This window comes from Nocardia sp. bgisy118 (assembly GCF_057708605.1).
On sequence record NZ_JBYISM010000021.1, the window covers coordinates 123494 to 148251 of the forward strand.

23 protein-coding genes are annotated in these 24758 nt (G+C 70.5%); 18 read left to right on the forward strand and 5 right to left on the reverse strand.

From position 1 onward, the window contains the following. The first annotated feature begins 38 nt into the window (after positions 1-38). From pheT to AC3EO7_RS24540, 10 genes are all read left to right on the forward strand, one after another. The gene (gene pheT / locus AC3EO7_RS24495) at positions 39-2570 is read left to right on the forward strand and encodes a phenylalanine--tRNA ligase subunit beta (RefSeq protein WP_431970742.1); all 2532 of its coding nucleotides are present in this window, start codon (positions 39-41) and stop codon (positions 2568-2570) included. Between the two features lie 164 nt (positions 2571-2734). Next, the gene (locus tag AC3EO7_RS24500) at positions 2735-3025 is read left to right on the forward strand and encodes a DUF427 domain-containing protein (RefSeq protein ID WP_431970743.1); all 291 of its coding nucleotides are present in this window, start codon (positions 2735-2737) and stop codon (positions 3023-3025) included. A gap of 117 nt (positions 3026-3142) precedes the next feature. After that, positions 3143-3910 carry an alpha/beta hydrolase gene (locus tag AC3EO7_RS24505; protein WP_435592482.1) on the forward strand — a complete coding sequence of 256 codons (768 nt, stop codon included), beginning with the start codon at positions 3143-3145 and terminating at the stop codon, positions 3908-3910. 129 nt (positions 3911-4039) lie between these two features. Continuing rightward, positions 4040-4546 (forward strand): hypothetical protein, encoded by a 507-nt coding sequence (locus AC3EO7_RS24510; RefSeq protein ID WP_431970745.1) that lies wholly within the window; start codon positions 4040-4042, stop codon positions 4544-4546. Positions 4547-4611: 65 nt separating this feature from the next. Further along, the gene (locus AC3EO7_RS24515) at positions 4612-5640 is read left to right on the forward strand and encodes a hypothetical protein (protein ID WP_435592483.1); all 1029 of its coding nucleotides are present in this window, start codon (positions 4612-4614) and stop codon (positions 5638-5640) included. Between the two features lie 797 nt (positions 5641-6437). After that, complete coding sequence (locus tag AC3EO7_RS24520) at positions 6438-9035, forward strand: sensor histidine kinase (RefSeq protein ID WP_435592484.1); 2598 nt, start codon at positions 6438-6440, stop codon at positions 9033-9035. A gap of 19 nt (positions 9036-9054) precedes the next feature. Further along, positions 9055-9486, forward strand: coding sequence for a roadblock/LC7 domain-containing protein (locus tag AC3EO7_RS24525; RefSeq protein ID WP_431970748.1), 432 nt, complete (start codon positions 9055-9057; stop codon positions 9484-9486). Then, positions 9483-9923, forward strand: a complete 441-nt coding sequence (locus tag AC3EO7_RS24530; protein WP_431970749.1) for a DUF742 domain-containing protein — start codon at positions 9483-9485, stop codon at positions 9921-9923. The genes AC3EO7_RS24525 and AC3EO7_RS24530 overlap by 4 nt, the downstream gene beginning before the upstream one ends. A gap of 28 nt (positions 9924-9951) precedes the next feature. Beyond that, positions 9952-10527: a GTP-binding protein gene (locus tag AC3EO7_RS24535; RefSeq protein ID WP_431970750.1), complete on the forward strand. Its 576-nt coding sequence runs from the start codon at positions 9952-9954 to the stop codon at positions 10525-10527. Between the two features lie 58 nt (positions 10528-10585). Continuing rightward, a complete protein-coding gene (locus tag AC3EO7_RS24540; RefSeq protein ID WP_435592490.1) occupies positions 10586-11122 on the forward strand; it encodes a sugar O-acetyltransferase in 537 nt (178 codons plus the stop codon). Positions 11123-11136: 14 nt separating this feature from the next. Here AC3EO7_RS24540 and AC3EO7_RS24545 read toward each other — a convergent pair whose 3' ends face one another. Further along, positions 11137-11637, reverse strand: a complete 501-nt coding sequence (locus AC3EO7_RS24545; RefSeq protein ID WP_431970751.1) for a nitroreductase/quinone reductase family protein — start codon at positions 11635-11637, stop codon at positions 11137-11139. Between the two features lie 233 nt (positions 11638-11870). On the opposite strand from AC3EO7_RS24545, the gene ppc reads away from it, so the two are divergent. Then, positions 11871-14645: a phosphoenolpyruvate carboxylase gene (gene ppc / locus AC3EO7_RS24550; protein WP_435592485.1), complete on the forward strand. Its 2775-nt coding sequence runs from the start codon at positions 11871-11873 to the stop codon at positions 14643-14645. A 180-nt stretch (positions 14646-14825) separates the two neighbouring features. Continuing rightward, on the forward strand, positions 14826-16130 hold the full coding sequence (locus tag AC3EO7_RS24555; RefSeq protein WP_435592486.1) for a type III PLP-dependent enzyme domain-containing protein: 1305 nt from the start codon (positions 14826-14828) through the stop codon (positions 16128-16130). 135 nt (positions 16131-16265) lie between these two features. Here the strand turns inward: AC3EO7_RS24555 and AC3EO7_RS24560 are convergent, their stop codons facing one another. Beyond that, positions 16266-17231 carry a helix-turn-helix transcriptional regulator gene (locus AC3EO7_RS24560; RefSeq protein WP_435592487.1) on the reverse strand — a complete coding sequence of 322 codons (966 nt, stop codon included), beginning with the start codon at positions 17229-17231 and terminating at the stop codon, positions 16266-16268. A gap of 62 nt (positions 17232-17293) precedes the next feature. Between AC3EO7_RS24560 and AC3EO7_RS24565 the strand changes: the two genes are divergently transcribed. Both AC3EO7_RS24565 and AC3EO7_RS24570 read left to right on the forward strand, forming a co-directional pair. After that, a complete protein-coding gene (locus AC3EO7_RS24565; protein ID WP_435592488.1) occupies positions 17294-18829 on the forward strand; it encodes an epoxide hydrolase family protein in 1536 nt (511 codons plus the stop codon). Positions 18830-18871: 42 nt separating this feature from the next. After that, entirely contained in the window at positions 18872-19186 is a 315-nt protein-coding gene (locus AC3EO7_RS24570; protein WP_435592489.1) for a hypothetical protein, read from the forward strand. 170 nt (positions 19187-19356) lie between these two features. Here the strand turns inward: AC3EO7_RS24570 and AC3EO7_RS24575 are convergent, their stop codons facing one another. Continuing rightward, the gene (locus AC3EO7_RS24575; protein ID WP_431970757.1) at positions 19357-20334 is read right to left on the reverse strand and encodes a helix-turn-helix transcriptional regulator; all 978 of its coding nucleotides are present in this window, start codon (positions 20332-20334) and stop codon (positions 19357-19359) included. 63 nt (positions 20335-20397) lie between these two features. Here AC3EO7_RS24575 and AC3EO7_RS24580 point away from each other — a divergent pair, with 63 nt between their 5' ends. Further along, positions 20398-20886 (forward strand): pyridoxamine 5'-phosphate oxidase family protein, encoded by a 489-nt coding sequence (locus tag AC3EO7_RS24580; protein WP_431970758.1) that lies wholly within the window; start codon positions 20398-20400, stop codon positions 20884-20886. 55 nt (positions 20887-20941) lie between these two features. On the opposite strand, the gene AC3EO7_RS24585 is transcribed toward AC3EO7_RS24580, so the two are convergent. Next, positions 20942-21277: a transglycosylase family protein gene (locus tag AC3EO7_RS24585; protein ID WP_431970759.1), complete on the reverse strand. Its 336-nt coding sequence runs from the start codon at positions 21275-21277 to the stop codon at positions 20942-20944. Between the two features lie 699 nt (positions 21278-21976). Continuing rightward, positions 21977-22753: an isocitrate lyase/PEP mutase family protein gene (locus AC3EO7_RS24590; protein ID WP_431970760.1), complete on the reverse strand. Its 777-nt coding sequence runs from the start codon at positions 22751-22753 to the stop codon at positions 21977-21979. A gap of 254 nt (positions 22754-23007) precedes the next feature. Between AC3EO7_RS24590 and fdxA the strand changes: the two genes are divergently transcribed. From fdxA to AC3EO7_RS24605, 3 genes are all read left to right on the forward strand, one after another. Then, positions 23008-23343 carry a ferredoxin gene (gene fdxA / locus AC3EO7_RS24595; RefSeq protein ID WP_431970828.1) on the forward strand — a complete coding sequence of 112 codons (336 nt, stop codon included), beginning with the start codon at positions 23008-23010 and terminating at the stop codon, positions 23341-23343. A 194-nt stretch (positions 23344-23537) separates the two neighbouring features. Then, entirely contained in the window at positions 23538-24083 is a 546-nt protein-coding gene (locus AC3EO7_RS24600) for an RNA polymerase sigma factor (protein ID WP_431970761.1), read from the forward strand. 85 nt (positions 24084-24168) lie between these two features. Continuing rightward, positions 24169-24642 (forward strand): peroxiredoxin family protein, encoded by a 474-nt coding sequence (locus AC3EO7_RS24605; protein WP_431970762.1) that lies wholly within the window; start codon positions 24169-24171, stop codon positions 24640-24642. The last annotated feature ends 116 nt before the right edge of the window (positions 24643-24758 follow it).

A 24758-nucleotide genomic window follows, 5' to 3' on the forward strand; every position in this document is an offset into this window, starting at 1 on the left:
TTCCCGAACTCCCTTCGATCGAGAGAGCGAAACCTCAAGTGCGAGTAGCGCAGTCCTGGCTGACCGAGATCATCCAGCGCACCACACCCGAGTGGTCGGTGACGCCGGAGGAACTGGACGCCGGATTCGTCCGTGTGGGGCTGGAAGTCGAGGAGGTCGACAAGCTCCACCGGGTGAACGGCGACGCGGGTGCGAGCGGGGCGGGATCAGACGCCGCCTCGCCGCTGGTCGTCGGGCGCGTCGCCGAGATCACCGAGCTGACCGAGTTCAAGAAGCCGATTCGCTTCTGCAAGGTCGACGTCGGCAACCCAGAGTTGCAGGAGATCGTCTGCGGCGCACGGAATTTCGCCGTCGGCGACCTGGTCGTGGTGGTGCTGCCCGGCGGTGAGCTGCCCGGCGGTTTCAAGATCGCCTCGCGCAAGACCTACGGCCACGTCTCGCACGGCATGATCTGCTCGGTCGCCGAACTGGGCATCGGCAAGGACCACTCCGGCATCCTGGTGCTGGAGCCGGGCACCGCCGAGCCCGGCGCGGACGCCAACGAGCTGCTCGGCCTGAACGACACGGTCATCGAGCTGAACATCACGCCCGACCGCGGCTACTGCTTCTCGGTGCGCGGCCTGGCCCGCGAGCTGGCCTGCGGCTTCGATCTGGAGTACGCCGACCCGGCGGTGCGCACCCTGCCCGACGACGAGACCGACGCCTGGCCGGTGCAGCTCGAGCCGTCGTCGAAGTGCACCCGGTTCGCGGTGCGGCGGGTCACCGGCATCGACCCGAACGCGGTCAGCCCGTGGTGGCTGCAGCGACGGCTGCTGCTGTCGGGCGTGCGCCCGATCTCGCCCGCCGTCGACGTCACCAACTACGTCATGCTCGAGCTGGGCCAGCCGCTGCACGCGTTCGACGCCGACAAGCTCAACGGCGGTCTGGTGGTCCGCTCCGCGAACAAGGGCGAGACGCTGCGCACCCTCGACGAGGTGGAGCGCGTGCTCGACGCCGAGGACGTGGTGATCGCCGACGAGTCCGGCGTGGTCTCGCTGGCGGGCGTGATGGGCGGCGGGAGCACCGAGGTCGGCCCCGAGACCACCGATGTGGTGCTCGAAGCGGCCACCTGGAATCCGCTGCTGGTCTACCGCACCGCGCGCAGGCACAAGCTGGTGTCCGAGGCGGGCAAGCGCTACGAGCGCGTCGTCGATCCCGAGATCAACGTCGCCGCGCTGGACCGGGCGGCCACCCTGCTCGCCGAGATCGCGGGCGGCATCATCGAGCCCGCGCTCACCGACGTGCGGGTGCCGACGCCGCAGGCGGAACCGATCCGCATCGACATCGACCTGGCCGATCGAGTCGCGGGCGTCACCTATCCGACCGGCACGTCGGCCCGCCGCCTCGCCCAGATCGGCTGCACCGTCGAGGTGTCGGTGAACGAGGAGACCGGGCACGGCCAGCTGGTGGTCACCCCGCCGAGCTGGCGGCCCGACCTGACCCAGCCCGCCGACCTGGTGGAGGAGGTGCTCCGGCTCGAGGGTCTGGAGCAGATCCCGTCGGTGCTGCCGACCGCGCCCGCCGGGCGCGGGCTCACCACCGCGCAGCGCCGCCGCCGCGCGGTCAGCAGGGCGCTGGCCTTCGCGGGCGGCATCGAGGTGCCGCCGCCGATGTTCCTGCCCTCGGGCGTCTTCGACACCTGGGGCCTGGACGCCGACGACCCGCGCCGCGTCACCACCCGGGTGCTGAACCCGCTCGACGTGGAGCGCGCCGAACTGGCCACCACGCTGCTGCCCGGCCTGTTCGAGGTGGCCGCGCGCAACATCTCCCGCGGCGCGCGCGATCTGACCGTCTACGGCATCGCCCAGGTGGTGCTGCCCGGCCCGAACACCAGGGCGGTCGAGGCGCTTCCGGTGGATCGCCGCCCGACCGACGAGGAGATCGCCGAGCTGGTCGACTCGCTGCCCGCGCAGCCGGTGCACGTCGGCGTCGTGCTCACCGGCCGCCGCGAGCCGCGCGGACCGTGGGGCCCCGGCCGTCCGGCCGAGGCCGCCGACGCGTTCGCCCTGGCCGATGCCATCGCGGATGCCGCGGGCGTGTCCATCGAGCGTCGCGCCGCCGCGCACCTGCCGTGGCATCCGGGCCGCTGCGCCGAGCTGGTGGTGGACGGCGAGGTCGTCGGCTACGCCGGCGAGCTGCACCCGGCCGTGCTGGAACGCTCCGGCCTGCCGCCACGGACTTGCGCGCTCGAGCTGAACCTCGACGCGCTGCCGCTGCGCGAGTCCCGTCCGGTGCCGGTGGTGTCGCCGTTCCCCGCGGTGCTGCAGGACGTGTCCGTCAGCGTCGAGAAGTCGGTGTCCGCGGGTTCGGTCGAGGCCGCGCTGCGCACCGGCGGCGGTGAGCTGCTCGAGGACATCGCCCTGTTCGACGTGTATGAGGGCGCCCAGGCGGGCGAGGGCCGCAAGTCCCTCACCTACGCGCTGCGCTTCCGCGCGCCGGACCGCACGCTGACCGAGGACGAGGCGAGCGCCGCCCGCGATGCCGCGGTGGCGTCGGCCGCCGACGCGGTGGGGGCGGTCCTGCGCGGCTGACAGAGCTCGCGACGACATCGAGACCCGTACGGCCGCAGCGCCGTACGGGTCTCGTCGCTTCGCGGCCGTGCGCGTCTCGGCTTGCGGCGCAGCGTTCCGGGCCGCCCGGCAATCGGGAGTAGCGTGGCGGTTGGCAGCTTTCGTCCGACGACTTGGGAGGTCCGATGACCGTACGAGCGGTATGGAACGAGACGGTGCTCGCCGAGAGCGACGACACCGTGGTGGTGGAGGGCAATCACTACTTCCCGGCGGACGCCGTGCGCCGTCGATACCTCGAGCCCAGCGATCAGCACACGGTCTGTCCGTGGAAAGGCACCGCCTCCTACTACACGGTGACCGTCGACGGTGCGAGCAATCCCGACGCCGCCTGGTACTACCCGACGCCCAAGCCGGAAGCCGAGATGGTGCGCGACCGCGTCGCGTTCTGGCGCGGCGTCGACGTGGTCGTCGACTGACCCCGGCCGACCAGCCGGTACCGCGTCGCCGTCGCCGAAGATCGGAAGCCGGGGACGGCCGCGTCATCGCCGGGGCGGCGTCGAGCCACCGTGCCCCGGCGGAGTAAGAACGTCTGCATGCGACACCCCGCGGCCCTGATTCTCAACGCGCTGACCTACCTGCCGGAGCGGCAGATCCTGCAGACGCCCGCCGCGGTCGGCCTCGACTACACCGACCTGTCCCTGCGCACCGAGGACGGCGAGACCTTGCACGCCTGGTGGCTGCCCGCGCGGCGGTCGATCGGGCACGTGCTCTTCGCGCACGGCAACGCGGGCAACCTCGGCGACCGGGTGGCGATCTACGCGCTGCTCGTCGACGCGGGTTTCGACGTGCTCGCCTTCGACTACCGCGGCTACGGCCGCAGCACCGGGCGGCCCAGCGAGCACGGCACCTACCTGGACGCGCGGGCGGCGCGTGACGCGCTGCTCGCCCGGCCCGGAGTGAACCCGAATCGGGTACTGTACCTGGGCAAGTCGCTGGGCGGCGGCGTGCTGCTCGAACTCGCCGAGGCGCATCCGCCCGCCGGACTCGTGCTGATGTCGACCTTCACCGGCATCCGCGACGCGGCCGGGTCGATCTATCCGTTCCTGCCGCGTTCGCTGATCCCCGACGCCTACCCGAACCTGCGGCGAATCGGCAGGCTCGCCGCGCCCGTGCTGATCATGCACGGCGACTGCGACGAGCTGCTGCCGGTGCGCAACGCCGAGCGGCTGTACGCGGCCGCGTCCGGACCCAAGCGGCTGGTGGTGGTGCCGGGCGCCGGGCACAACGACGTCATCGCGCTGCTCGGCGCCGACTGGCCCGCCACGCTACGGGCCTGGGCGACCGAGGTGCTCGCGGGCTAGCGGGGAAGCGCGAACGGGGCGAGCGGTCTGTTCGGGTGCGTAGCCTGGCGTTATGAGCGAACGTAGTGAGCGAATCGTGTGCCAGCGCGCATCGCGCGTGCCGGAGCCGAGCGTCAGCGAGGCGCAGGCATGAGCGATACGAGGGAAATCGTGGCGCGGCTCGCCGCCTTGCCGGACGCGGAGCTGGTGACCGTGTTGCGCGCCGCGGTCGAGGGGCGCTCGGCACTGTGGGCCGTGCGCGCCGCGCTGGACGAGCTGGCCGGGGCCTCTCATGCGACGACCGATCTTGATGTGAGTCCCGCCACGTCCGATGCCTCGGCGTATGACATCGGCGAGGGCGCGGCGGCATCCGGGCAGGTCGGAGGCGGTTTCCCGGTACCGGCGGTACCGGTTCAAGCGACCGGTATTCCGGCGACGCCCGAGACCGGCGGATATTCGCCGTCCGGGGTACCTACTTTCGAGTCGGTTCGCGATAAGGTCGAGCAGCGCTTCGGCACTGCGCAGGGGATGGGTGAGCTCGACCGGCAGACCCCGGCGGGCCGCAGCGCCGACGAGCGATTCGCCGCGCGCGAGAAGGCCGCGCGGGAACGCCTGGACCAGATTCGGAAATCGTTGCGCGACAAGGGCGCCGACTGACGTGCGCTGGTCCGCCGGGTGCCGCCGTCGAGCACTGAGCCGGACCGAGATGAATGGGTGAAACGATGACCGAGCCGCGTGAGATCGCCGAACGGCTCCTGGATGCTCAGGTGGAATTCCTGCTGGCCGAGGTGACCGGTGACCGTCTCGCCGAGGTCGTCGCGCGCGATGTCGAGGCGGTGCTCGGCGTGGCCGACACACTGCTGTTCCGCGAGGTGGTGGAGCTCGACCAGGCGAAGCAGACCGTGGCGGCGGTCGTCGACCTGGTCGGCGGCAGCCCCGTGCTGGCCGACATGGTCGGCGTGTTCGCCGATTCGATCTACGACCACATCGCCGCCAACCACGACTACACCCTGGGCGAGGTGGTGGAGCGCGAACCGGTGGAGGCGGTGCTGGAGAAGCTCTTCGGCATGCACCAGGCCCAGGAGCGCATCCTGGACCGGCTCACCGAGAGCCCGCTGGTGGCCACCGTGGCCTCGAAGTTCGTGGACAAGCTGATCAACGATTTCGTGCAGGCCAACCGGGAGCGCGCCGAGAAGATCCCCGGCGTCTCCTCGCTGATGTCGCTGGGCCAGTCGGCCGCCAACCGTGCCAGGAAGGCCGCCGACGGCACGTTCGTCGGCGATCTCGCGGGCAAGGGCGCCATGTTCGCGCTCAAGCGCACCAACAACGCGATCCGCGAGATGCTGCGCGACGCCCCCGTGCACTCGGCCGCCATGGAGTTCTGGGATCTGCACGCCGACGAGCCGGTCAGCGGCCTGCGCGAATATCTGACCCAGAAGGATCTCAACGAGCTGGTGCTGCTGTGCTACGAGATCGCGGTGACCACCCGCGAGAAGGAGTACTTCGGCCTGCTCGTCGACGAGTGCGTCGAGGTGTTCTACGCCAAGTACGGCGACTACACGCTCGCGGCCATGCTTCCGGAGCTCGGGCTTTCCGGTGACGACATCGCCACCGAGATCCTGCGCTACGGTCCCGCCGTGATCGAGGGCGCGAAGCGGAACGGCGTGCTGGCCAAGCTGATCCGGGAGCGCCTCGAACCGTTCTACGCCTCGGACGCCGTGCTCGGCATCCTCGCCGACGCGGTCGGCTGAGTCCTCGGCGCGGTGTTCGAGAGCGCTGGCGTGGTTGTTCGCGTGCGCTGGTGTGGTGTTCGTAGGCGCTGGCGCCGTGGTTGGTGAGCGCTGGTGCGGTGTTCGTAAGTGCTGGTGCGGTTGTTGGTAAGCGCTGGTGTGGTGTTCGAGAGCGCTGGCGCGGTTGTTCGTGAGCACTGGCGCGGTGTTCGTAGGTGCTGCTGCGGTTGTTCGTAAGCTGGCGCGGTGTTCGGGAGCGCCGACGTGATTTTCGAAGGCGCTGACGCGTTTACGACGGCGCCGACGCGGGTAATCGAGGATGTCGGCAGGCGCGGGTGCGGTGTTTCACGGCACCCGCACGGCTCGGCAGGCGCCGTCGCGACGCTCGACGGTGCTGGTGCGGTATCAGCGGGATCCAGTGCGGTATGCGAAGGCATTGTCGCGGTGCGGTTCCAAGCATTCCGCGCGGTTTGCTGGGCCGTCGGCATGGCGTGATTCACAGGGGCGGCGGTCACCGTATGGTGCGGCGCGGTGTGAGCGGATGGAAACCGCGAAAATACTGGATTACCAGCATGTTTAGAATGCCTGCTCGCGTCCGATTTGTCGGATTTTCGCGTTGACACCGCCCGCGCGCTGTGACAGCTTGCTCCTGATTCCGCGCATTCGTCCCCGAATCGTCGCGGTCGCTGTTCGCGAGGAACGGGGTGGTGCGTGTGCGTTGGAGGCCGCAGGCAGGCGGCGCGGCAACGGTTTCGGCCGCCACACCGGATGCGTCCGGTGTCGGCAGAATAGTTCGGCCGCGCACTATTCGTGGCCGTTTGGCCAGAATTCTGTTCGTTTCGCTGACCCTGGTGCTCACGCTGCTCGGCATCACCCTCGCCAGGGAGATCCAGGCGTTCCAGCGCAGTGGCGACACGGTGGACGCAGTCTCGCTCGCCTTGGTGGTGCAGGACCTGCTGCACGAGACGCAGCGCGAGCGCGGTCTGAGCAACGGCCTGCTCGGCGGCGACGTCCGGCTGTACCAGGCCGTCGCGGATCAGCGCGGGGCGACCGACCGGGCGCTGCGCGCGCTCGATGCCGAATTGTCCGGCGGTGCGGACGGTTCCGGTGAGATCCGCGCCGCGGTCGGTCAGCTCGCCGGCCTGCCCGCGGTCCGCGCCCAGGTGGACGCGGGCCGGATCGGGCGGGCGGCCGCGTTCCAGTTCTACACCGACGCGATCGACGCCCTGAACCGTCCGCGGCTCGGCCTGGACCAGGCGCGCGACGCCGAGGTGCGGCACGGTCTGCTCGCGCTGTACGCGCTCGGCGAGGCGAAGGAACAGACGGCGCGCGAGCGCGGTTTCCTCAACGGCGTCTTCGCCGCCGACGGCTTCGATCCCGGCGAATACGTCCAGTTCCTCGACATCCGCGCCGCCAAACAGGCCGGGCTGGCCGCGTTCGCGCGCGACGCCACCACCGCGCAGCGCGACCTGCTCGATGCCGCGATGCGCGGCGCCGACGGGATGCGGGCGGCCGAATCCGAGCGCGTCGCCATCGATTCCAGCGCGGGCCCGCTGGTGCGGTCGGTGGATCCGAGCCTCTGGTGGGCGCAGATGACGGCCGTCATCGACGAGCAGCGCGCCGTGCAGCAGACGGTCGGCGACGCGGTGCGCCAGCGCGCGGCCGAACTGCGGCAGGTGGCGGCGGTGACTCTCGCCGGGTTCCTGATCGCCGCGCTGATCGCGATGGCGATCGAGATCGTGCTGGTGGTGGCGGGCGTGCGCGCCATCGTGCGCCCGCTGGCCGCGCTCGCCGCCGAGGCCGACGATGTGGCGGGGCGGCGGCTGCCCGAGGTGATCGCCGCCTGGCACGCCGGTGGCGACACGCAGCCGCCCCGTCCGCAGCCGGTGCGGACGCCGCCCGGCGCCGCCGTCGAGATCGCCGCCGTCGCCACCGCTTTGGACCGGGTGCAGGCCACCGCCTACGACCTGTCCTCGGAACAGGCGCTGCTGCGCCGCAACAGCACCGAGTCGATGGCGAACCTGGCCAGGCGCAACCAGAACCTGGTGCGCCGTCAGCTGGGGCTGATCAGCGAATTCGAGCGCGAGGAGCTCGATCCCAAGGCGCTGTCGAATCTGTTCGAGCTCGACCACCTCGCCACCCGCATGCGCCGCAACGCGGAGAGCCTGCTGGTGCTGGTCGGCGAGGCCAGCCCGCGGCGCTGGGCCGAACCGATCGCGCTCACCGACGTGATCCGCGCCGGCCTGTCCGAGGTGGACGACTACCGCAGGGTCGTGCTGCGCCGGATCGACGACGTCTCGATCGCGGGCGCGGTGGTCAGCGAACTGGCGCACATGCTCGCCGAGCTGATCGAGAACGGACTCGCCTTCTCCCCACCGGATCTGGAAGTCGAGATCTACGGCCGCAAAGTGGCCGCAGGCTACCTGCTCGCGGTCGTCGACCACGGCGTCGGCCTGCCCCCCGACCAACTGGCCGAGGCCAACGCCCGCCTGCGCGGCGACCGCGACTTCCTGGTCGCTCCGACCCGCTACCTCGGGCACTATGTGGTCGGCAGGCTCGCAGGCCGGCTCGGCATCGACGTCGAATTGACGATCGCGCCGGTGAGCGGCGTCGTGGCCCGGCTGCTGCTGCCGACGGAACTCCTCGGCGGGCAGCAGAATCCGCCCGCGACGCCAGGCGGCGCGGCGGCGCGAAACGGTGTTCTTCGCCCGGAACCGGATGTGGCGGGCTCGTCTCTCGAACTCGTCGGAGCATCGAGTGGATTCGGGCCGGCCCGCGACGGTGCGGCGACCGATGGACCACCGCTGTCCGCCCAGTGGTCGGCCCCGTCCGGCTCACCCCGCGAATTGCCCGGTGCGTCACTGGAGTTCCGCACGAACGGCGTCGGCGCGCCCGACCACGGGCGACGAGCCGCCACGCACGTCTCGCGTTCGCCGATCGAAACGATCGACACGACAGGGGAATTCCGCTCGGATCCCGCCCTCGGGTCGCACGCGCGCCGCGAGGCGACCGCAGGACACGAGTCCGGATCGAACGAGCGCGACCATCGTGCCCGCCACGCATCCAATGGGAACGGCCGAGGACCGGGCCCGGCCCACGCCGCCGCCGGCGAATCCCCGTGGTTCCGCACCGCACCGGGCGACGCGCAGCCGCCGGTGCAGCAGCGCACCCGCAACGGACTCGTCAAGCGCACCAAAAGAACTCGCTCCGCCGAAGCCCTCGCGACGCAGCGCCCGTCGGCCCCGCGCCCGCCCGTCGCCCCGGCCGTCGAGCGATCGCCGGAGGAGGTGCGCGGCATGCTGTCGTCGTTCCGCACCGGGCACCAACGCGGCGGCGCGCCCGCCCGCCGCCCCGCCGACCCGGCCGAGAACGTCACGTACGACGTCGATCTGGCCCAGACCACCGCAGAGCAATGACCACCGCGAAGGGGAGCCCGTGACCACACACCTGCAACAGACCGCCGACCCGCACACCTTCAACTGGCTGCTGGCCAATTTCGTCCGCAACACCGACGGCGTCCGCGACACCGTCGCGGTCTCCTCCGACGGCCTGCTCATCGCTATGTCGGAGGGCCTGGACCGCACCGGAGCCGATCGGCTGGCCGCCATGGTGTCGGGACTGGCCAGCCTGGCGAGAAGCGCCTCGCGCAGCTACGAGTTCGACGGCCTGAAACTGATCATGATCGAGATGAAGCGCGGCTTCCTGCTCGTCTCCGCGCTCGGTGACGGCAGCTGCCTCGGCGTGATCGCCGAGGGCGGCTGCGACGTCGGACTGGTGGGCTACGAGATGGCGGTGCTCGCCGAACGGGCGGGCGCCCTGCTCGATCCGGCCCTGATCTCCGAGCTGCGAGAGACGTTGCGCAGATGAGAGATCCGGACCGGCCGCGGCTGCCGGACCCGCGGATGATCCCGGTGACCGAGTCGTTCGGATGGTTCGACCCGAGCCGTCTCGCACCGACCCGTCCGGCCGAACCTGTCGCAGGCGCGGACGACTTCGTGCGTCCGTTCGTCGTCACAGCGGGGCGCACCACCCCGCTGCTGGACGGCCTGCGCATCGAAACCCTGGTGCAGTCGCCGCCCGCCGCGCTCTCGGCCCCGCTGCGCTTCGAACAGCGCACCGTGGTGGTGCTGTGCCAGCGGCCCCATTCCATCGCCGAGATCGGCACCGCGCTGCGGGTGCCGGTGGGCGTCGCGACAGTGATCGTCAGCGATCTCGCGACCGCGGGCCACGTCACCGTCCGTGACGCACCGGAGCTCTCCACCGCAGCCATCGAGAGGATCAGGGATCTTGTACGGGCACTCTGACTTGCGGGTACCTCCCGCAGACCCGGCCATGCCTTCGTCGGTGAAGATCGTCGTCAGCGGCGGTTTCGGCGTCGGGAAGACCACCTTCATCGGGGCCATCTCCGAGATCGAGCCCTTGGTCACCGAGGCCGCCATGACCGAGGTGGCGGTCGGCGTCGACGATCCCGGCCACCGCGCGGACAAATCGCAGACCACCGTGGCGCTCGACTTCGGCCGCATCACACTGGACAGCTCGCTCATCCTGTACCTGTTCGGCACACCGGGCCAGGACCGTTTCGTCTTCCTCTGGGACGACCTGGTGGACGGCGCGCTCGGCGCGGTGATCGTGGTGGACACCGACCGCGTCGAGGACTGCTATCCGGTGCTGGACTACTTCGAGGAGCACAACACCCCGTTCGTCGTGGTGGTGAACCGTTTCGAGCTCGGCCCACGCTTCGAGCTCGACGAGGTGCGCGAGGCGCTCGGTCTCGACGACTGGATTCCGATCCTGGAATGCGATGCGCGCCAGCGTGATTCGGTCAAGGAGGTGCTCGTCGGCCTGCTGGAGCAGGTGCTGATGCACCGCTTGGCGGCGCCGCATCTGGCGGCGCGCGAAGTCGGCTGAGGCGGCCGGGCGCGCCCGCTCGGCTAGCGTGGTCGAGGTGGGCGAGCACAAGCAGCGGATGCTGAGCGGGGAGTTGTACGAGGACAGCGATCCGGAACTCGTCGCCGAGCGCCGGCGCGCGCAGTCGCTCTGCGACGAGTTCAACCGGACCGGCCCGGAGGAGACCGAGCGGCGCGAGCAGGTGCTGCGGCAGTTGCTCGGCAAGCTCGGGGAGGGGTCCTGGATCATGCCCCGATTCCAGTGCGATTACGGCTATCTCATCGAGATCGGCGCCAACAGCTTCCTCAACTACGACGCCGTCCTGCTCGACTGCGCGCCTATCGTCATCGGCGACGACGTCTCCATCGGACCGCGCTGCCAGCTGCTCACCGCCCTGCATCCGATGACCGATCACGAGGCGCGGCGGCAGCGCTGGGAGTCCGCGGCGCCGATCGCGATCGGCGACAACGTGTGGTTCGGCGGCGGCGTCATCGTCTGCCCCGGCGTCACGGTCGGCACGAACACGGTGGTGGGAGCGGGCAGCGTGGTGACCCGCGACCTGCCCGACGGCGTGTTCGCGGCGGGCAATCCGGCGCGGGTGATCCGCTCGCTCTAGCGACGCGGGAGAGGTCAGTCCGCGGTGCGGGTGAGCACCGCGATCGGCAGCCGCCGCGAACTGAGCGCCTGGTAGGTGGCGAAATCCGGAACGCGGTCCACCAGCACCCGCCAGCGCGCCGCGTACTCGTCCGCATCGGTTACCACCCGCGCGGTCACCGGCCAGGACTCGTGACCGACCCGCGCCTCGCCGCCGCCCGCCGCGACCAGATTGCGCCACCAGCTCGGCGGCTCGGGGTGTCCGCCGAACGAGCCGCTGACCAGCAGATCGTCGCCGTCCGGGACGTACATCAGCACGACGGACCGCGGTGCGCCGGTCTTGCGCCCCCGCACGGTCAGCTGGAACACCGGCCGTCCCAGCCACTTGCCGAACCAGGTGCCGCCGAATCGGGCGTAGAGCCGACTGTGCAGGCGGCCCTGCAGCCTGGTGACCGCGTTCAACCTGGTGGCGCCGAAGTGGGTGAACCGGCCGGTGAAGCTGAGCCGGGCGGGAGTGCTCGGGGGCTGGTCGGCCATGAGAATCCTCCGGTTCGGTACCGTCGTGCCGCCCACGCTACCTGCGCGAACTCGTCGTGTCTCGCCCCTCGACGGCCGCGAGAGGAGCTGTGCGGCAAGTGTGATTCGGGCACTTCGTACCGCTGTTCGTCCGGTTGCGGCAGTAGGGTCGATGCCGTGAGCGAACGAAGTGAGCGAACCGTGTGTCAGCGTGCTTCGCGCATGCCGGAGCCGAGCGTCAGCGAGGTGTAGGCATGAGTGATCCGCGGATCGAGACCGAACAGGACGCGACCCGGCCGCTGCGCGATGACATCCGTTTCCTGGGTGGCGTGCTGGGCGACACCATCCGCGACCACGAGGGTCCCGAGGTTTTCGACCTGATCGAGCGGGTCCGCATCGAGGCGTTCCGGGTGCGGCGCGAGGAGGTCGGGCGCAGCGCCGTCGCGGAGATGCTGGGCGGGGTGGACATCGCGGTGGCGCTGCCGCTGATCCGGGCCTTCACCTATTTCGTGCTGCTTGCCAACCTGGCCGAGGACATCCAGCGCGATCGCCGCCGCGCCGCGCACACGACGGCGGGGGAGCCGCCGCAGGAGTCCTCGCTGGCCGCCACCTACCGCAAACTGGACGCCGCCGCGCTGGCCGGTGCCGAGGTCGCCGATCTGCTCACCGACGCGCTGGTCTCGCCCGTGATCACCGCGCACCCCACCGAGACGCGCCGCCGCACCGTGTTCGACGGGCAGACCAAGATCACCGAGCTGATGCGAAGGCGCCAGCGCTACGCGGACACCGAGCCCGAGCGCGCCGACCTGGAGCTCGGCATCCGCCGCCAGGTGCTCTCGCTGTGGCGCACGGCCCTGATCCGTTTGGCGCGCTTGCGGATTCAGGACGAGATCGCCGTCGGCCTGCGCTACTACGAGCTGACCCTGCTCGACGTGATCCCGGCGATCAACGCCGAGGTGCGCGCCGCGCTGCGCTCCCGCTGGCCGGGCGTGGAGCTGCTCGACCGCCCGATCCTGCGACCCGGCTCCTGGATCGGCGGCGACCGGGACGGCAATCCCAATGTCACCGCCGACGTGGTGCGGCACGCGGCCGCGCAGGCCGCGGGGGTGGCGTTCGGTCGCTACCTGCGGGACCTGGTCGAGCTCGAGAAGACGCTGTCGCAGTCCGCGCGCCTCGTCCAGGTGACGCCGGAGGTGGCCGCGCTGGCCGCGGCGGGCTACGCCGATCCGGCCGCCCACGCCGACGAGCCCTATCGCCGTGCGCTGCATGCCATTCGGGCCCGGCTGTCGGTCACCGCGACCGCCGCGCTCGGCGCGCTGCCCGCCGACGGCATTCCCTACGCCGACGCGTCGCCGTATCCCACGCCGCGGGCGCTGCTCGACGATCTCGACGCCGTCGACGCCTCGCTGCGGGCCAGCGGCGACGGCCTGCTGGCCGACGACCGGCTCGCGTCACTGCGCCACGCCGTCGAGACCTTCGGCTTCCACCTCCAGGGCCTGGACATGCGGCAGAACTCGGAGGTGCACGAGCAGGTCGTCGCCGAGCTGCTGGCCTGGGCGGGCGTACACGCCGACTACCCGAGCCTGCCGGAGAGCGAACGGGTGGAACTGCTGGCCGCCGAACTGCGCACCCGGCGGCCGCTGCTCGGCCCGCACGCCCGGCTCAGCGATCTGGCCGCCGGAGAAGTGGCGATCGTGCGGGCGGCCGCCGAGGTGGTCGGCACCTTCGGCGCGGAGGCCGTGCCGAACTACATCATCAGCATGTGCACCTCGGTCAGCGACATGCTGGAGGCGGCGTTGCTGCTGAAGGAGGGCGGACTGCTCGATCCCGGCGAGCCGGACGGCCCGCCGCACTGCTCGGCGAACATCGTCCCGCTGTTCGAGACCATCGAGGATCTGCGCGCGGGCGCGGACACGCTCGCGGCGGCGCTCGAGGTGCCCGTATATCGAGAACTGGTGTCCGCCAAGGGCATGCGGCAGGAGGTCATGCTCGGTTACTCGGATTCCAACAAGGACGGCGGCTATCTGGCCGCGAACTGGGCGCTGTATCGCGCGGAGCTGGATCTGGTCGACGTGGCCCGCAAGGCGGGAATTCGCCTGCGGCTCTTCCACGGTCGCGGCGGCACTGTCGGTCGCGGCGGCGGCCGCAGCTACGACGCCATCCTCGCCCAGCCCGCGGGCGCGGTGCACGGTTCGCTGCGGCTCACCGAGCAGGGCGAGGTGATCGCCGCCAAGTACGCCGAATCCGGTGCGGCGCACCGCAATCTGGAATCGCTCATCGCGGGCACCCTGGAGTCGACGCTGCTGGATGTCGAGGGGCTCGGTGCCGACGCCGAACCGTCCTACGAACTCATGGACGATCTCGCCGCGCGGGCGCGCGCCGCGTATGCGCGGCTGGTGCACGAGACTCCCGGCTTCGTCGAGTATTTCCGGCAGTCGACGCCCGTCGCGGAGGTCGGCGACCTCAACATCGGCAGCAGGCCCGCCTCCCGCAAACCCACCAATTCGGTGGCCGACCTGCGCGCCATCCCCTGGGTGATGTCCTGGAGCCAGGCCAGGGTGATGCTGCCCGGCTGGTACGGCACCGGGAGCGCACTGGAGGAATGGGTCGCCGGCGACCCGGACCGGCTGGCAACGCTGTCGGACCTGTACCGGCGCTGGCCGTTCTTCCGGACGGTGCTGTCGAACCTGGCGCAGGTGATGGCCAAGAGCGATCTCGACATCGCCGCGCGCTACGCCGAATTGGTCGACGACGTCGCGCTGCGCGAACAGATCTTCGGCATGATCCGCGACGAGCACGCCAGGACCCTGCGCATGCACGCCGCCATCACCGGGTACGACGAGCTGCTCGCGGACAACCCGTCGCTCGCGGAATCCATCCACAACCGCTTCCCGTACCTGGAGCCGTTGAACCAGATGCAGGTCGAGTTGCTGCGCAGGCTGCGCGCCGGTGACGACTCGGAGCTGGTCAAACGTGGCATCCTGCTGACGATGAACGGCCTGGCCACGGCGCTGCGTAACTCGGGGTAGGTAACTCGGGAAAGGCACAACTCGGGGTTGCCGAAACGTCGCGACGCGAAGTTTGTTTCGCGACGAGTCGAGGCACGGACCACGACCGGCCGTCTTTTCGTGTGGCCGCCGCGACGCCCTCTCGGCACAGGTCCGGACGACGCGGACTCGCGACGGCGCGGGCCCGAAGGAAGGAACACCGTGGCGATCGACGAGAAAGCCGTTGCCGCACTGTCCGATCGGGTCCTCGGTCCGGAGCACAAAGGGCTGCCGCCCGGCGCGTGGGGGCGGACCGCCCGCGAGTTCCTGGCGACCGAGCCGTTCCTCGACGAGTTCGAGACCCCGCTGCTGACCTTGGATCGGGACGCGCTGTCGACCAACCTCTCGGTGATGGGCGACTGGGCTCGTGCGGCGGGTGTGCGACTGGCCCCGCACGGCAAGACCACCATGGCGCCGCAGCTGTGGTCCGAGCAGCTGGACAGCGGGTGCTGGGGCATCACGCTGGCCACCGTCTGGCAGGTGCAGCTGGCGCGCGCGTTCGGGGTGTCGCGCATCGTGCTCGCGAACTCCTTGGTGGATCCGGTCGGATTGCGCTGGGTGGCAGCGGAGTTGGCGCGCGATCCGGATTTCGAGTTCTGCTGCTGGGTGGACGGCGTGGCCGCCGTGGCATTGATGGACGAGATCCTGGCGGGCGAGCCGGACGCCGCCCGCGTTCCGGTCGTGGTCGAGCTCGGCGGCCCGCACGGACGCACCGGAGCGCGTACCGGTGCGGACGCGCACGCGGTCGCCGACGCGGTCCAGCGGTCGCGCCGGTTGACGCTCGCCGGTGTCGGAGGCTACGAGGCCGCACTGGCCCACGATCGCGGTGCGGAGGGCCTCGCCGCGGTCCGCCGCTACCTCGACGAGCTCGTCCGGCTGCACCGTGCGTTCGCGGACGCCGGACGCTATGCAGGGCGCGCGATCGTCACCGCGGGCGGCAGCGCCTATCAGGACCTGGTGGTCGAATATCTGGCGGAGCTCGCGGACGAGCAAGGGGCACAAGGCATTCCGACCACGGTGGTGCTGCGTTCGGGCGCCTACCTGATCCACGACGACGGCTTCTACGCGGGAATCTCCCCGCTCGCCGCCGACCGCGCCGACCGGCCGCTGCGCTCGGCCATGCACGTGTGGGCCCGCACCGTCTCCCGTCCGGAGGCGGAGCTCGCGTTGCTCGATGCGGGCAAGCGCGACATGCCGTTCGATCTGGGTCTTCCCGTCCCGCACTATGTCGCGGGACGGGATTCTTCGTCGCTGCCATCCGGCGCGACGATCAGCGCGCTCAACGATCAGCACGCTTTCGTGCGCCTGCCCGGCGGCACGGTGGACGATCTGCCGGTCGGCTCGGTGGTGCGGCTCGGTCTCTCTCATCCGTGCACGGCCTTCGACAAGTGGCGCCTCATCCCGGTCGTCGACGACGCGGACGCCGCACGCCCGCGCGTGGTCGACCTGGTGCACACCTTCTTCTGACGGACCGCACGGCGCTCGGTCTCATGGACCCCGCTGCGCTCGCTCTGGTGGACGGCACGGGGCTTGGTCTGGTGGACGGCACCGGGCTCGGCCTGGCGGACGGCACCGCGCCTGGTCCGACGGACCGCACCGCGCTCAGGCGGAAAAGTCCCGCACCGCGCCGGTGCAGCGGGTGGCTTGGGCGCGTAGCGCCGCGACGAGCTCCGGTGGTCCGCTCACCAGGGTGAAGTCGAGATCGACGGAAGTGATCATCCAGGTCAGCGCCTCCGGTGTGTCCGCACCGACGTGCAAGCGGCAGCGGTGTTCGTCCACGGCCTCGACGACGCCCGTGCCCGGCCAGATTCGGGGACCGGCGTCCTCGGCCGAGGCGTGCAGCAGCACGATCGCACGCCAGGGCCAGGCGCGGTCGGACAGCCGCATCGAAAGATAGGTCGCCGCATCGCCTTCCGGCAGTTCGCGCGGTGTGAAGCGCGGGCCGGTGGGGGTGCGCGGGGTGAGCCGATCCACCCGGAACGTGCGCCAGTCGGCGCGAACCACGTCCCAGGCGACCAGATACCAGTGGCGGCTGAAATGCACCAGACTGTACGGTTCCACTTCCCGCGGTCCCGTCGACCCGTCGTGTGCGCGATAGTCGAAGCGCAACCGCTCCCTGCGCTGACAGGCGTCGGCGATGGCCATGAGTGTGTCCGGTTCGACCGTCACCGTGGGCGCGCCGACCCGGACGGTGGCGGCGCGCAAGGTGCGCACGCGGTGGCGCAGCCGCGGCGGCAGCACCTGCTCCAGCTTGGACAGCGCGCGCAGCGCCGCCTCCTCGATGCCCGCGACCGTCCCGTCGGAGGCGCCGCGCAATCCGACCGCCACGGCGATGGCCTCCTCGTCGTCGAGCAGCAGCGGCGGCAGCGACGCGCCCGCGCCAAGCCGGTAGCCCGCCGTCCCGCGCGTGGCGTGCACGGGGTAGCCGAGTTCGCGCAGCCGGTCCACATCGCGGCGGACCGTGCGACCTGTGACGCCGAGCCGCTCGGCGAGTTCGGCCCCGGTCCAGTCCCGGTGGGTCTGCAACAGCGCGAGCAGTCTCAGCAGCCGCGCCGAGGTCTCCAACATGAGAAGAGAATGCCATCCACTTAGGAATGGAACTGTCCTAAGCGGCTCCTAGCGTGGCTCACATGACGACCGAACAGGACATCCGCCCCTTCCGCATCGAGATTCCGCAGGCACAGCTCGACCAGCTGCACACCCGCTTGGCCGACACCCTGTGGCCCGAGGAGCTGCCCGGCGTCGGCTGGGACAAGGGCATGCCGGTCTCCTACCTGAAGCCGCTGGCCGAGTACTGGCGCACCGGCTACGACTGGCGCGCCGTGGAGGCGAGGCTCAACGAGCTGCCGCAGTTCGTCACCGAGATCGACGGCGAACGGGTGCACTTCCTGCACGTACGCTCGCCCGAGCCGGACGCGCTGCCGCTGGTGCTCAACCACGGATGGCCCGGCACGTTCATCGAATTCCTCGACGTCCTCGGCCCGCTCAGCGATCCGCGCGCGCACGGCGGCGACCCCGCCGACGCGTTCCACCTGGTCGTCCCGTCGCTGCCCGGCTTCGCCTTCTCCGGCGTCGGACCGAAGGTGGGGCAGGGATCCACGGAGCACTACGCGCAGGTGGTCGCGCAGCTGATGGCGCGACTCGGCTACGACCGGTACGGCGCGCAAGGTGGCGACGCCGGCTTCTTCGTCGCCACCGAGCTGGGGCGCATCGCGACCGATCACGTCGTAGGCATCCACGTCAACGGACCGATCACGCTGCCGTCCTGGGACGCCGAATCCTGGGACGGCGAAGCGGTCGACGGCGGTGCGTCTTGGGGCGGCGAAGCAGCCGACGGGAGCGGGTCCGGGGAGTCCTCGGGTGCGAAGGGCGGCGGCGCGCAGTCTTGGGGCGCGGGCGGCGATCAGTCGTCGCGTGGTGCGGAGCGCGAGACCAGCGACGGTGGTGCGGACGGTGACGAGGGCGTGCACCTCCGGGGCGCGGGCGGCGACCAGTCGTCGGGCGGTGCGAAGAGCGAGGCCGGCCACGGCGGTGCCTACGGTGACGGGGGCGCGCAGTCCCGGGGTGCGGCCGAGGGCGGTGACCGATCTTGGGACGATGCGAAGAGCGAGGGCGGCGGTCAATCCTGGGGCGCGGGCGATGGGGCGGCTTGGGGCGGCGGGCACTCCGCATACAGCCCCGAGGACCAGGCGAAGCTGGCGAAGCTGACCGGCGAGGAGAGCTTCACGCGCTACGGCTACGCCATGGTGCAGGCGGGCCGCCCGCAGACCCTGGCCATCGGCATGCACGATTCGCCAGCGGGCCTGCTGTCCTGGATCGTGGACATGTTCCAGCGCTGGACCAACCCGGCCATCGAGCTGCCCGAGGACGCGGTGGATCGCGACGCGCTGCTCACCAACGTCAGCCTCTACTGGTTCACCAAGACCTTCGCCTCCTCGATCCGGCTGTACGGCGAGGGCGAGGCGTGGGGCGGCGCGGCGAAGAACTCCGGCGTCCCGACCGCCGCGGCGATCTTCCCCGGCGACCTGTCGATCCGCCCGATCGCCGAGGAACAGCACACCATCGTGCGCTGGACCGAGTTCGACCGTGGTGGCCACTTCGCCGCCATGGAGGCGCCGGACCTGCTGACCGCCGACGTGCGCGCCTTCTTCCGCGACGTGCGCTGATCCGACGCGCGTTCCCGCGGGCCTCGGTCGGCGGGAACGCGCGTGTCGGTTGACCTCGAGCGGGTCGGCGTCGGCGTCGGCGAGCAGGAGCGGGAGGTTGTCCTCGCTGAGTTCGATCAGCTCCGCGACCGGTGCGGCGCGCTCGCACCGGATGGTGTCGGCTCGCTCGAGATGCTTCGGCGACCAGAAGGCGGCCCAGTCGGCGTCCTGGCCGAGCCCGCGGCGAATCGACAGCACCCGATCGACGAGAACGACCAGATCGGCGAGGACGCGCTCGCTCTCGGCGCGGTCCACGAAGCCCATGTGAACGGCGGAATCGCGCACCGTGACGATCCGCGCGAGCAGCTCCTCCGGTAGGTGGACGCGGCGGGTGTGGCGCGGCGTCAGATCCGCACTGCGTCGATTCGGTGCTGTGTCGGTCTGTCACCGGGTCGATTCGGTGGCGCGTCAGATCGGCGCCGCGCGGTAGCGGTCGGCCGCCGCCGCGGTGCTGTATCGGTTCGTCGCCGCGTGGAATCGGTGCCGAATCAGATCGACGCCGCACCGTACCGGTCCGCCATCGCCGCCGCGGTGCGTGCGAGCTGGGCGCGCAGCTCGGGTGGATCGAGGATCTCGGCGTGCTCGCCGAGCGGCAGGATCCCGTGCATCAGGACCGGATACGACTCGGCGGCCAGCGTCACGGCCACCCAGCCCTCGGCGTCCGGCTCGCTCATCGAGGCCAGCGCCTCGGCGACCGCGGCGGGTTCGAAGCCGAGTCGCAGCAGCCGCACGTGCTTCGCGTCGATCCGGCAGCGCGCCCGCACCCGCAGCATCGACCGCGCGAACTCGTGCTGCGCCGCCGCCCAGTGCGCGGCCAGCTCGAAATCGTCCGGCCTGCCGAAGAATTCGCCGGTCGGCGCGGCCTCGAGAATCCGGCTCACCCGGTAGGAGCGAATGTCGGCGCCCTGACGGGCCACGAGGTACCAGGTGCCCGCCTTGGACACCAGCCCGAGCGGGTCGAGCAGCCTGCGCACCTCGCCGTCCTTGCGTCCGTAACGGATGGCCAGCCTGCGGTCGTGCCACAGCGCGTCGGCGATGGTGGCCAGGGTCGGCGTGTCCTCGGGGCGGTGGAACCAGCCCGGCGCGTCGATGTGCACCCGTTCCGCGATCCTGGTCGCCCGGCCGCGCAGTTCGGGCGGCAGCGCCGCGAGGACTTTGAGCTGCGCCGTGGCCAGCACGGTGCCGAGACCGAGGTCGGCGGCGGCGTCGGGCAGCCCGGCCAGTAGCACCGCGTCGGCTTCCTCCGAGGTCAGGCCGGTCAGCCGGGTCCGGTAGCCGTCGACGAGCCGGACACCGCCGCCGCGGCCGGGCTCGCTGTACACGGGGACGCCCGCCGCGGAGAGCGCCTCGACGTCGCGGTACACCGTCCGGACCGACACCTCGAGCTCGGCCGCCAGCTCGGGCGCGGAGACCCGCCCCCTGGTCTGGAGCAGCAACAACAGCTGCACCAGTCGACTCGCTCGCATACCCAGAAGACTAGCCGGAAACCTTGACGCGATCTGTCAGGTTTCGGGCGTAGCGTGCCCGGCATGACCTTTTGGACCCAGTTCACCGAAGAAGCGCCGAAGATCTCGACCGTCTTCCGCCGCCGCCACAAAGCGACCGGCAACCTGTGCATGCTGGCCACGCTCCGGGCCGATGGCTCGCCGCGGATCAGTCCCGTAGAGCCGAGGATCTTCGAGGGCATGCTGGTCGTCGTCGGCATGCCGGGCACCACCAAGTTCAAGGACCTCGCCCGCGACCCGCGGTTCTGCCTGCACACCGCGACGGTGGACACGATGGTCGGCGACGGCGACGCGAAGCTGTTCGGTGCCGTCACCGATCTGCCGGACCGCGACCTGCACGCGCGGTTCGCGCAGAACCTGTTCGAGGAGAGCGGTTTCGATATCCGCGGCCAGGAGTTCGACCATTTCTATGTCGCCGACCTGACCGGGGCGTCGTGCGTGGAGATCGCCGACGATCAGCTCGCCATCACGATCTGGAAACCGGGCCAGGGCGAGCGCGTGGTGCGTAAATAACGCGACGGCCCTGTCACCCGGGCGGGTGACAGGGCCGTCGAAGTCGGCGTTACGCTCAGAGGTAGGCGCCGCAGACCGGCCAAGCGCCTGCGCCCTGCGTGGCGAGCACGTTCTCGGCGACGCGGATCTGCTCCTCGCGGCTCGCGTTGGACGCATCGCCGGAGCCACCGTTGGCGGCCCAGGTGCTGTCGGTGAACTGCAGGCCACCGGAGAAGCCGTTACCGGTGTCGGTCGACCAGTTGCCGCTGCTCTCGCACTGGGCGACGGCGTCCCAGTTGTGGCTGGAGGCGGAAGCGGTGGACGTTGCCAGACCGAACGGGACGGCAACGAGGGCGCCCAGGGCAACGGTGAAGCCGGCGGCACGGGTGCTGAACTTACGGGTCTGAGACATGTGGTATTCCTGACTGCGCCCGCCGGCTCGACCAGCGATCGGTCGAGTCCCTGTCCCCAGTGAATGTCGGGGGTCTCGAACCGCGGGACAGGGTTGCCGGTGTTCGGCGGTTCGAGCTCGAGCCCGTCGTGTTCGATCGGGCCGTCACCGACGATAACGAATCAATCTCGTCAGATCACGTGGCAATAACGTCCGAGTTGTCAGAACGCTCGGTCGTACATGTCGGCATTCGCGCAGTTGAGGCCCGTGAAATGGGTAATCGCGCCGATGTGATTCCTAAACGAAAATGTGTCCCGGATCACTGAATAATTGTGGTAACGGTCTCGTTCACCGGAACGATTTGCGAGGTTTCGCGGTTGTCGCGGGTCGCTATCGGGCCGTGATAGGCGTGGCGTGATTGCGATGAAATACCAGGTAGATCCATATTTGCGCCGCTGTGACCCGCCTTGGAGGGCTCGGATGCTTCCGAAAGAGACCGGCATCACAGTTTTACATGTAGGCGCATCAGAAATGGTGTTCGGGATTGTTTCAGATTGTCGCGCTCGCCGATTCGTGGGTGTGTGCGTTCCCCTCCGTCGGATCGGTGTGTGGCGGGGTTGATTCGGGGAAATTGCATGGCGTGCGCGGTATTTCGGCAGAAATGATCTTCGCGTTGGTGGGCGCCGTTGGGGGAGTGTGGATTTCGGTGGGCGCGCCACCTCACGGCAACGAGTTCGCCTGAATGTCGCGATAGCTCGGGATGCCCGCGGCGACCGGTCGTCCCGCGCGCACCGCGTCCGCCACGTCGACGGCCGCCGCCAGCGCCGCCCGGTAGAGCAGGGAGCCGGTGCTGATCCGCCGCACACCGAGCTCTGCCAGCTCGGCGACCGTGGGGCCACCGACGGAGTACAGGATGTTGACCGGGAGCGGCACGGACGCGACCATCCGCCGGATCGCGTCCGGCTCGGTGAGTCCGGGAACGAAGAGCCCGTCGGCGCCCGCCCGCGCGTACCGGCCCGCCCGCTCCAGCGTGGACTCGGGGTCGATGCCGAGCCAGTGCGTGTCGACCCGCGCGTTGACGAACACCGTGGGCGTGCGCTCCTTGATCGCGGCGATCAGCGCGGCCTGATGTTCGGGGTCGGCCAGTTCGGTGTCCGCGCGCCCGTCCTCGATGTTGACGCCCGCGATGCCGAGCGCGTCGAGCGCCGCCACGAACTCCGCGACCTCGCCCGGTTCGTCGCTGAAGCCGCCCTCGATGTCGACGGTCACCGGCACGGCGAGCCGCGAGAGCCGCCGCGCCAGCGCCAGGGTCTCCGCACCGGTGACGCCGGTGCCGTCGGGCACGCCCGCGGCGGCCGCGACACCCAGGCTGGTGGTGCCGATCGCCGGGAACCCCTCGGCGGCCAGCACGGCCGCCGACGCGAAGTCCCACGCGTTCGGCAGCACCAGCGGGATTGCGCGATGGTGCAGATCGTGGAATGCCGTCACCTTGTCCATACCGCCGACGGTATCCCTCGAGCGCGGGCCCGGCCGGATTTCCCGGTCGCCGCCGCCACGGCCCCGACGCGCTGTTGTCCGCTGTGAGGCGCGCCGTGGCATGGCTGCGCGGCGGCGGTCCCGAGCGCGATCGCCACCGCATAAGGCCGCCTTATGGGGTGATCGGCATTGGACCACTACCCGCCGACGCGAGCGAGCGCAAAGATCATGAACGCCCCAGGTCGCGGGCCACAGGAACAGCAGAGGAGAAGATCGTGACGTTCGTTGTCGGTGCCGCCTGCGTCGATGTGCTGGATCGGGCCTGCGTCGAGGAGTGCCCGATCGACTGCATCTTCGTCGGCGATCGGATGGCGTACATCCAGCCCGACGAGTGCATCGACTGCGGGGCCTGCGAACCGGTCTGCCCGGTCGAGGCGATCTACTTCGAGGATGACATTCCGCCCGGGCAGGAGCAGTTCGTCCTCGAGAACGCGCGGTTCTTCAGCGAGCCGCTGCCCGGACGGCCAACGCCGCTCGGGCAGCCGGGCGGCGCGACGGGGATCGGAGCGTTGGGAGTCGATACGACCTACGTGCAGGAGTATCGGTCGTGAACGCGTGCTCGACGTGCGGCGGCGCGGTCGGCAACTCTCGATAGTCCGGCGCGCTGGCACCGGTTCGAATCCTTTCTCGGGCGGGGACGCTCTTATGGTCGTGACAATCGAACCGAGACGAAGGACCAGGGTGGATGTCCGCGTGGTCCTCTCCGCACCGCAATCGTCGGACACCGCGTCGGACGGTCGAGGAGGTGAGCGGAGTGGAACGCGGGTGGGCCGGTGAGCAGCTGGTGGCAGCGGCCCAGCGCGGTGACCAGGAAGCGATCTCCGCGATCGTGTACGGGGCCCATCCGCACGTGCGGCGCTTCGCGCACCACCTGTGCGCGTCCTCCGACGACGCCGAAGAGGCCGCCCAAGAAGCGTTGATCACCCTGTATCGCAAGATCGGGACGCTGCGCGCCACGACAGCCCTCGCGTCGTGGATGTTCCGCATCGTTCGCAACGAATGCCTGCGGCGCGCCCGATACCTGCTCGACCCCGGACCGCAGACCGCTGCCGACGCCGACGTCGTCGCCTCCGCCGAGGACGAAGTCTTGCGCAGGCTCGACGCCGACGAGCTCGCTCAGGCGATCGCCGTGCTACCCGATCTCCAGCGCAGAGTCCTGATCATGCGCGATGTGCTCGGCTACCCCGGGCGCACGACCGCCGACGCGCTCGGCCTGAGCGTCGCGGCGATGAAATCCCAGCTCCACCGCGCCCGCGCCGCGATCCGGCACAGCCTCCGCCACCATCCGTGACCTCGGCTGCCGCCGGACGCGACAGCGACTCCGCGGCCATCGATCGAACGACCACCGCCCTCCCGAATCGAAGGGAAGTCCCGCCATGCTCACCTCCGGATCCCCCGCGCCGGAATTGGAACTCGAAGACACCGCCGGTCAGGCTTGGCGTCTGTCCGACTACCGCGGAGCGCACAGCGCACTGCTGTACTTCATGCGGTCGACGTCGTGCCCGATGTGCAACCGGCATGTTCGCGATCTCATCGCGCACCGGAACGAGTTCGACGCCGCCGACGTCCGTGTCCTCGTCATGGTGCCCGAGGGTCGCGACGCGGGCCTGGCGTGGCAGACCGACAACGGCATCCCGTTCCCCGTCCTCGTCGGCCCGGCGGGAACTCCGCACGAGGCGGTCGGCCTGACCCGCAAAGTCTTCGGTTCGATGCAGCAGTCCGGCACCCTCCTCGTCGACCCGGACGGCATCATCCGCCACGCGCATGGCGCCACTCTGCCAACCAGCAGCTACGACAAGAAGGGCATCCTCGCGGCCGTCCACTCCCTGCGCAGCCGCGCGAACCCCTGACACTCGGCCGGTATCGGCTGGCGGGCCCGCCCCCGCCGATGCCTGCGCTCGGTTGTCGAGCGCGCACCGCATACGAGGGGGGCGTCGTGCCGGGGGAGGGAGGGGGCGAAATCCCG

Excerpts from the sequence above, each read along its gene's own strand:
- AC3EO7_RS24535 (WP_431970750.1), top strand. The coding sequence starts at position 9,952 with ATGCCTTCGTCGGTGAAGATCGTCGTCAGCGGCGGTTTCGGCGTCGGG.
- AC3EO7_RS24540 (WP_435592490.1), top strand. The coding sequence starts at position 10,586 with ATGCTGAGCGGGGAGTTGTACGAGGACAGCGATCCGGAACTCGTCGCC.
- AC3EO7_RS24590 (WP_431970760.1), bottom strand. The coding sequence starts at position 22,753 with ATGGACAAGGTGACGGCATTCCACGATCTGCACCATCGCGCAATCCCG.
- AC3EO7_RS24500 (WP_431970743.1), top strand. The coding sequence starts at position 2,735 with ATGACCGTACGAGCGGTATGGAACGAGACGGTGCTCGCCGAGAGCGAC.
- AC3EO7_RS24530 (WP_431970749.1), top strand. The coding sequence starts at position 9,483 with ATGAGAGATCCGGACCGGCCGCGGCTGCCGGACCCGCGGATGATCCCG.
- AC3EO7_RS24605 (WP_431970762.1), top strand. The coding sequence starts at position 24,169 with ATGCTCACCTCCGGATCCCCCGCGCCGGAATTGGAACTCGAAGACACC.
- AC3EO7_RS24585 (WP_431970759.1), bottom strand. The coding sequence starts at position 21,277 with ATGTCTCAGACCCGTAAGTTCAGCACCCGTGCCGCCGGCTTCACCGTT.
- AC3EO7_RS24510 (WP_431970745.1), top strand. The coding sequence starts at position 4,040 with ATGAGCGATACGAGGGAAATCGTGGCGCGGCTCGCCGCCTTGCCGGAC.
- AC3EO7_RS24565 (WP_435592488.1), top strand. The coding sequence starts at position 17,294 with ATGACGACCGAACAGGACATCCGCCCCTTCCGCATCGAGATTCCGCAG.
- AC3EO7_RS24580 (WP_431970758.1), top strand. The coding sequence starts at position 20,398 with ATGACCTTTTGGACCCAGTTCACCGAAGAAGCGCCGAAGATCTCGACC.
- AC3EO7_RS24575 (WP_431970757.1), bottom strand. The coding sequence starts at position 20,334 with ATGCGAGCGAGTCGACTGGTGCAGCTGTTGTTGCTGCTCCAGACCAGG.
- AC3EO7_RS24515 (WP_435592483.1), top strand. The coding sequence starts at position 4,612 with ATGACCGAGCCGCGTGAGATCGCCGAACGGCTCCTGGATGCTCAGGTG.
- AC3EO7_RS24560 (WP_435592487.1), bottom strand. The coding sequence starts at position 17,231 with ATGTTGGAGACCTCGGCGCGGCTGCTGAGACTGCTCGCGCTGTTGCAG.
- ppc (WP_435592485.1), top strand. The coding sequence starts at position 11,871 with ATGAGTGATCCGCGGATCGAGACCGAACAGGACGCGACCCGGCCGCTG.
- AC3EO7_RS24545 (WP_431970751.1), bottom strand. The coding sequence starts at position 11,637 with ATGGCCGACCAGCCCCCGAGCACTCCCGCCCGGCTCAGCTTCACCGGC.
- AC3EO7_RS24505 (WP_435592482.1), top strand. The coding sequence starts at position 3,143 with ATGCGACACCCCGCGGCCCTGATTCTCAACGCGCTGACCTACCTGCCG.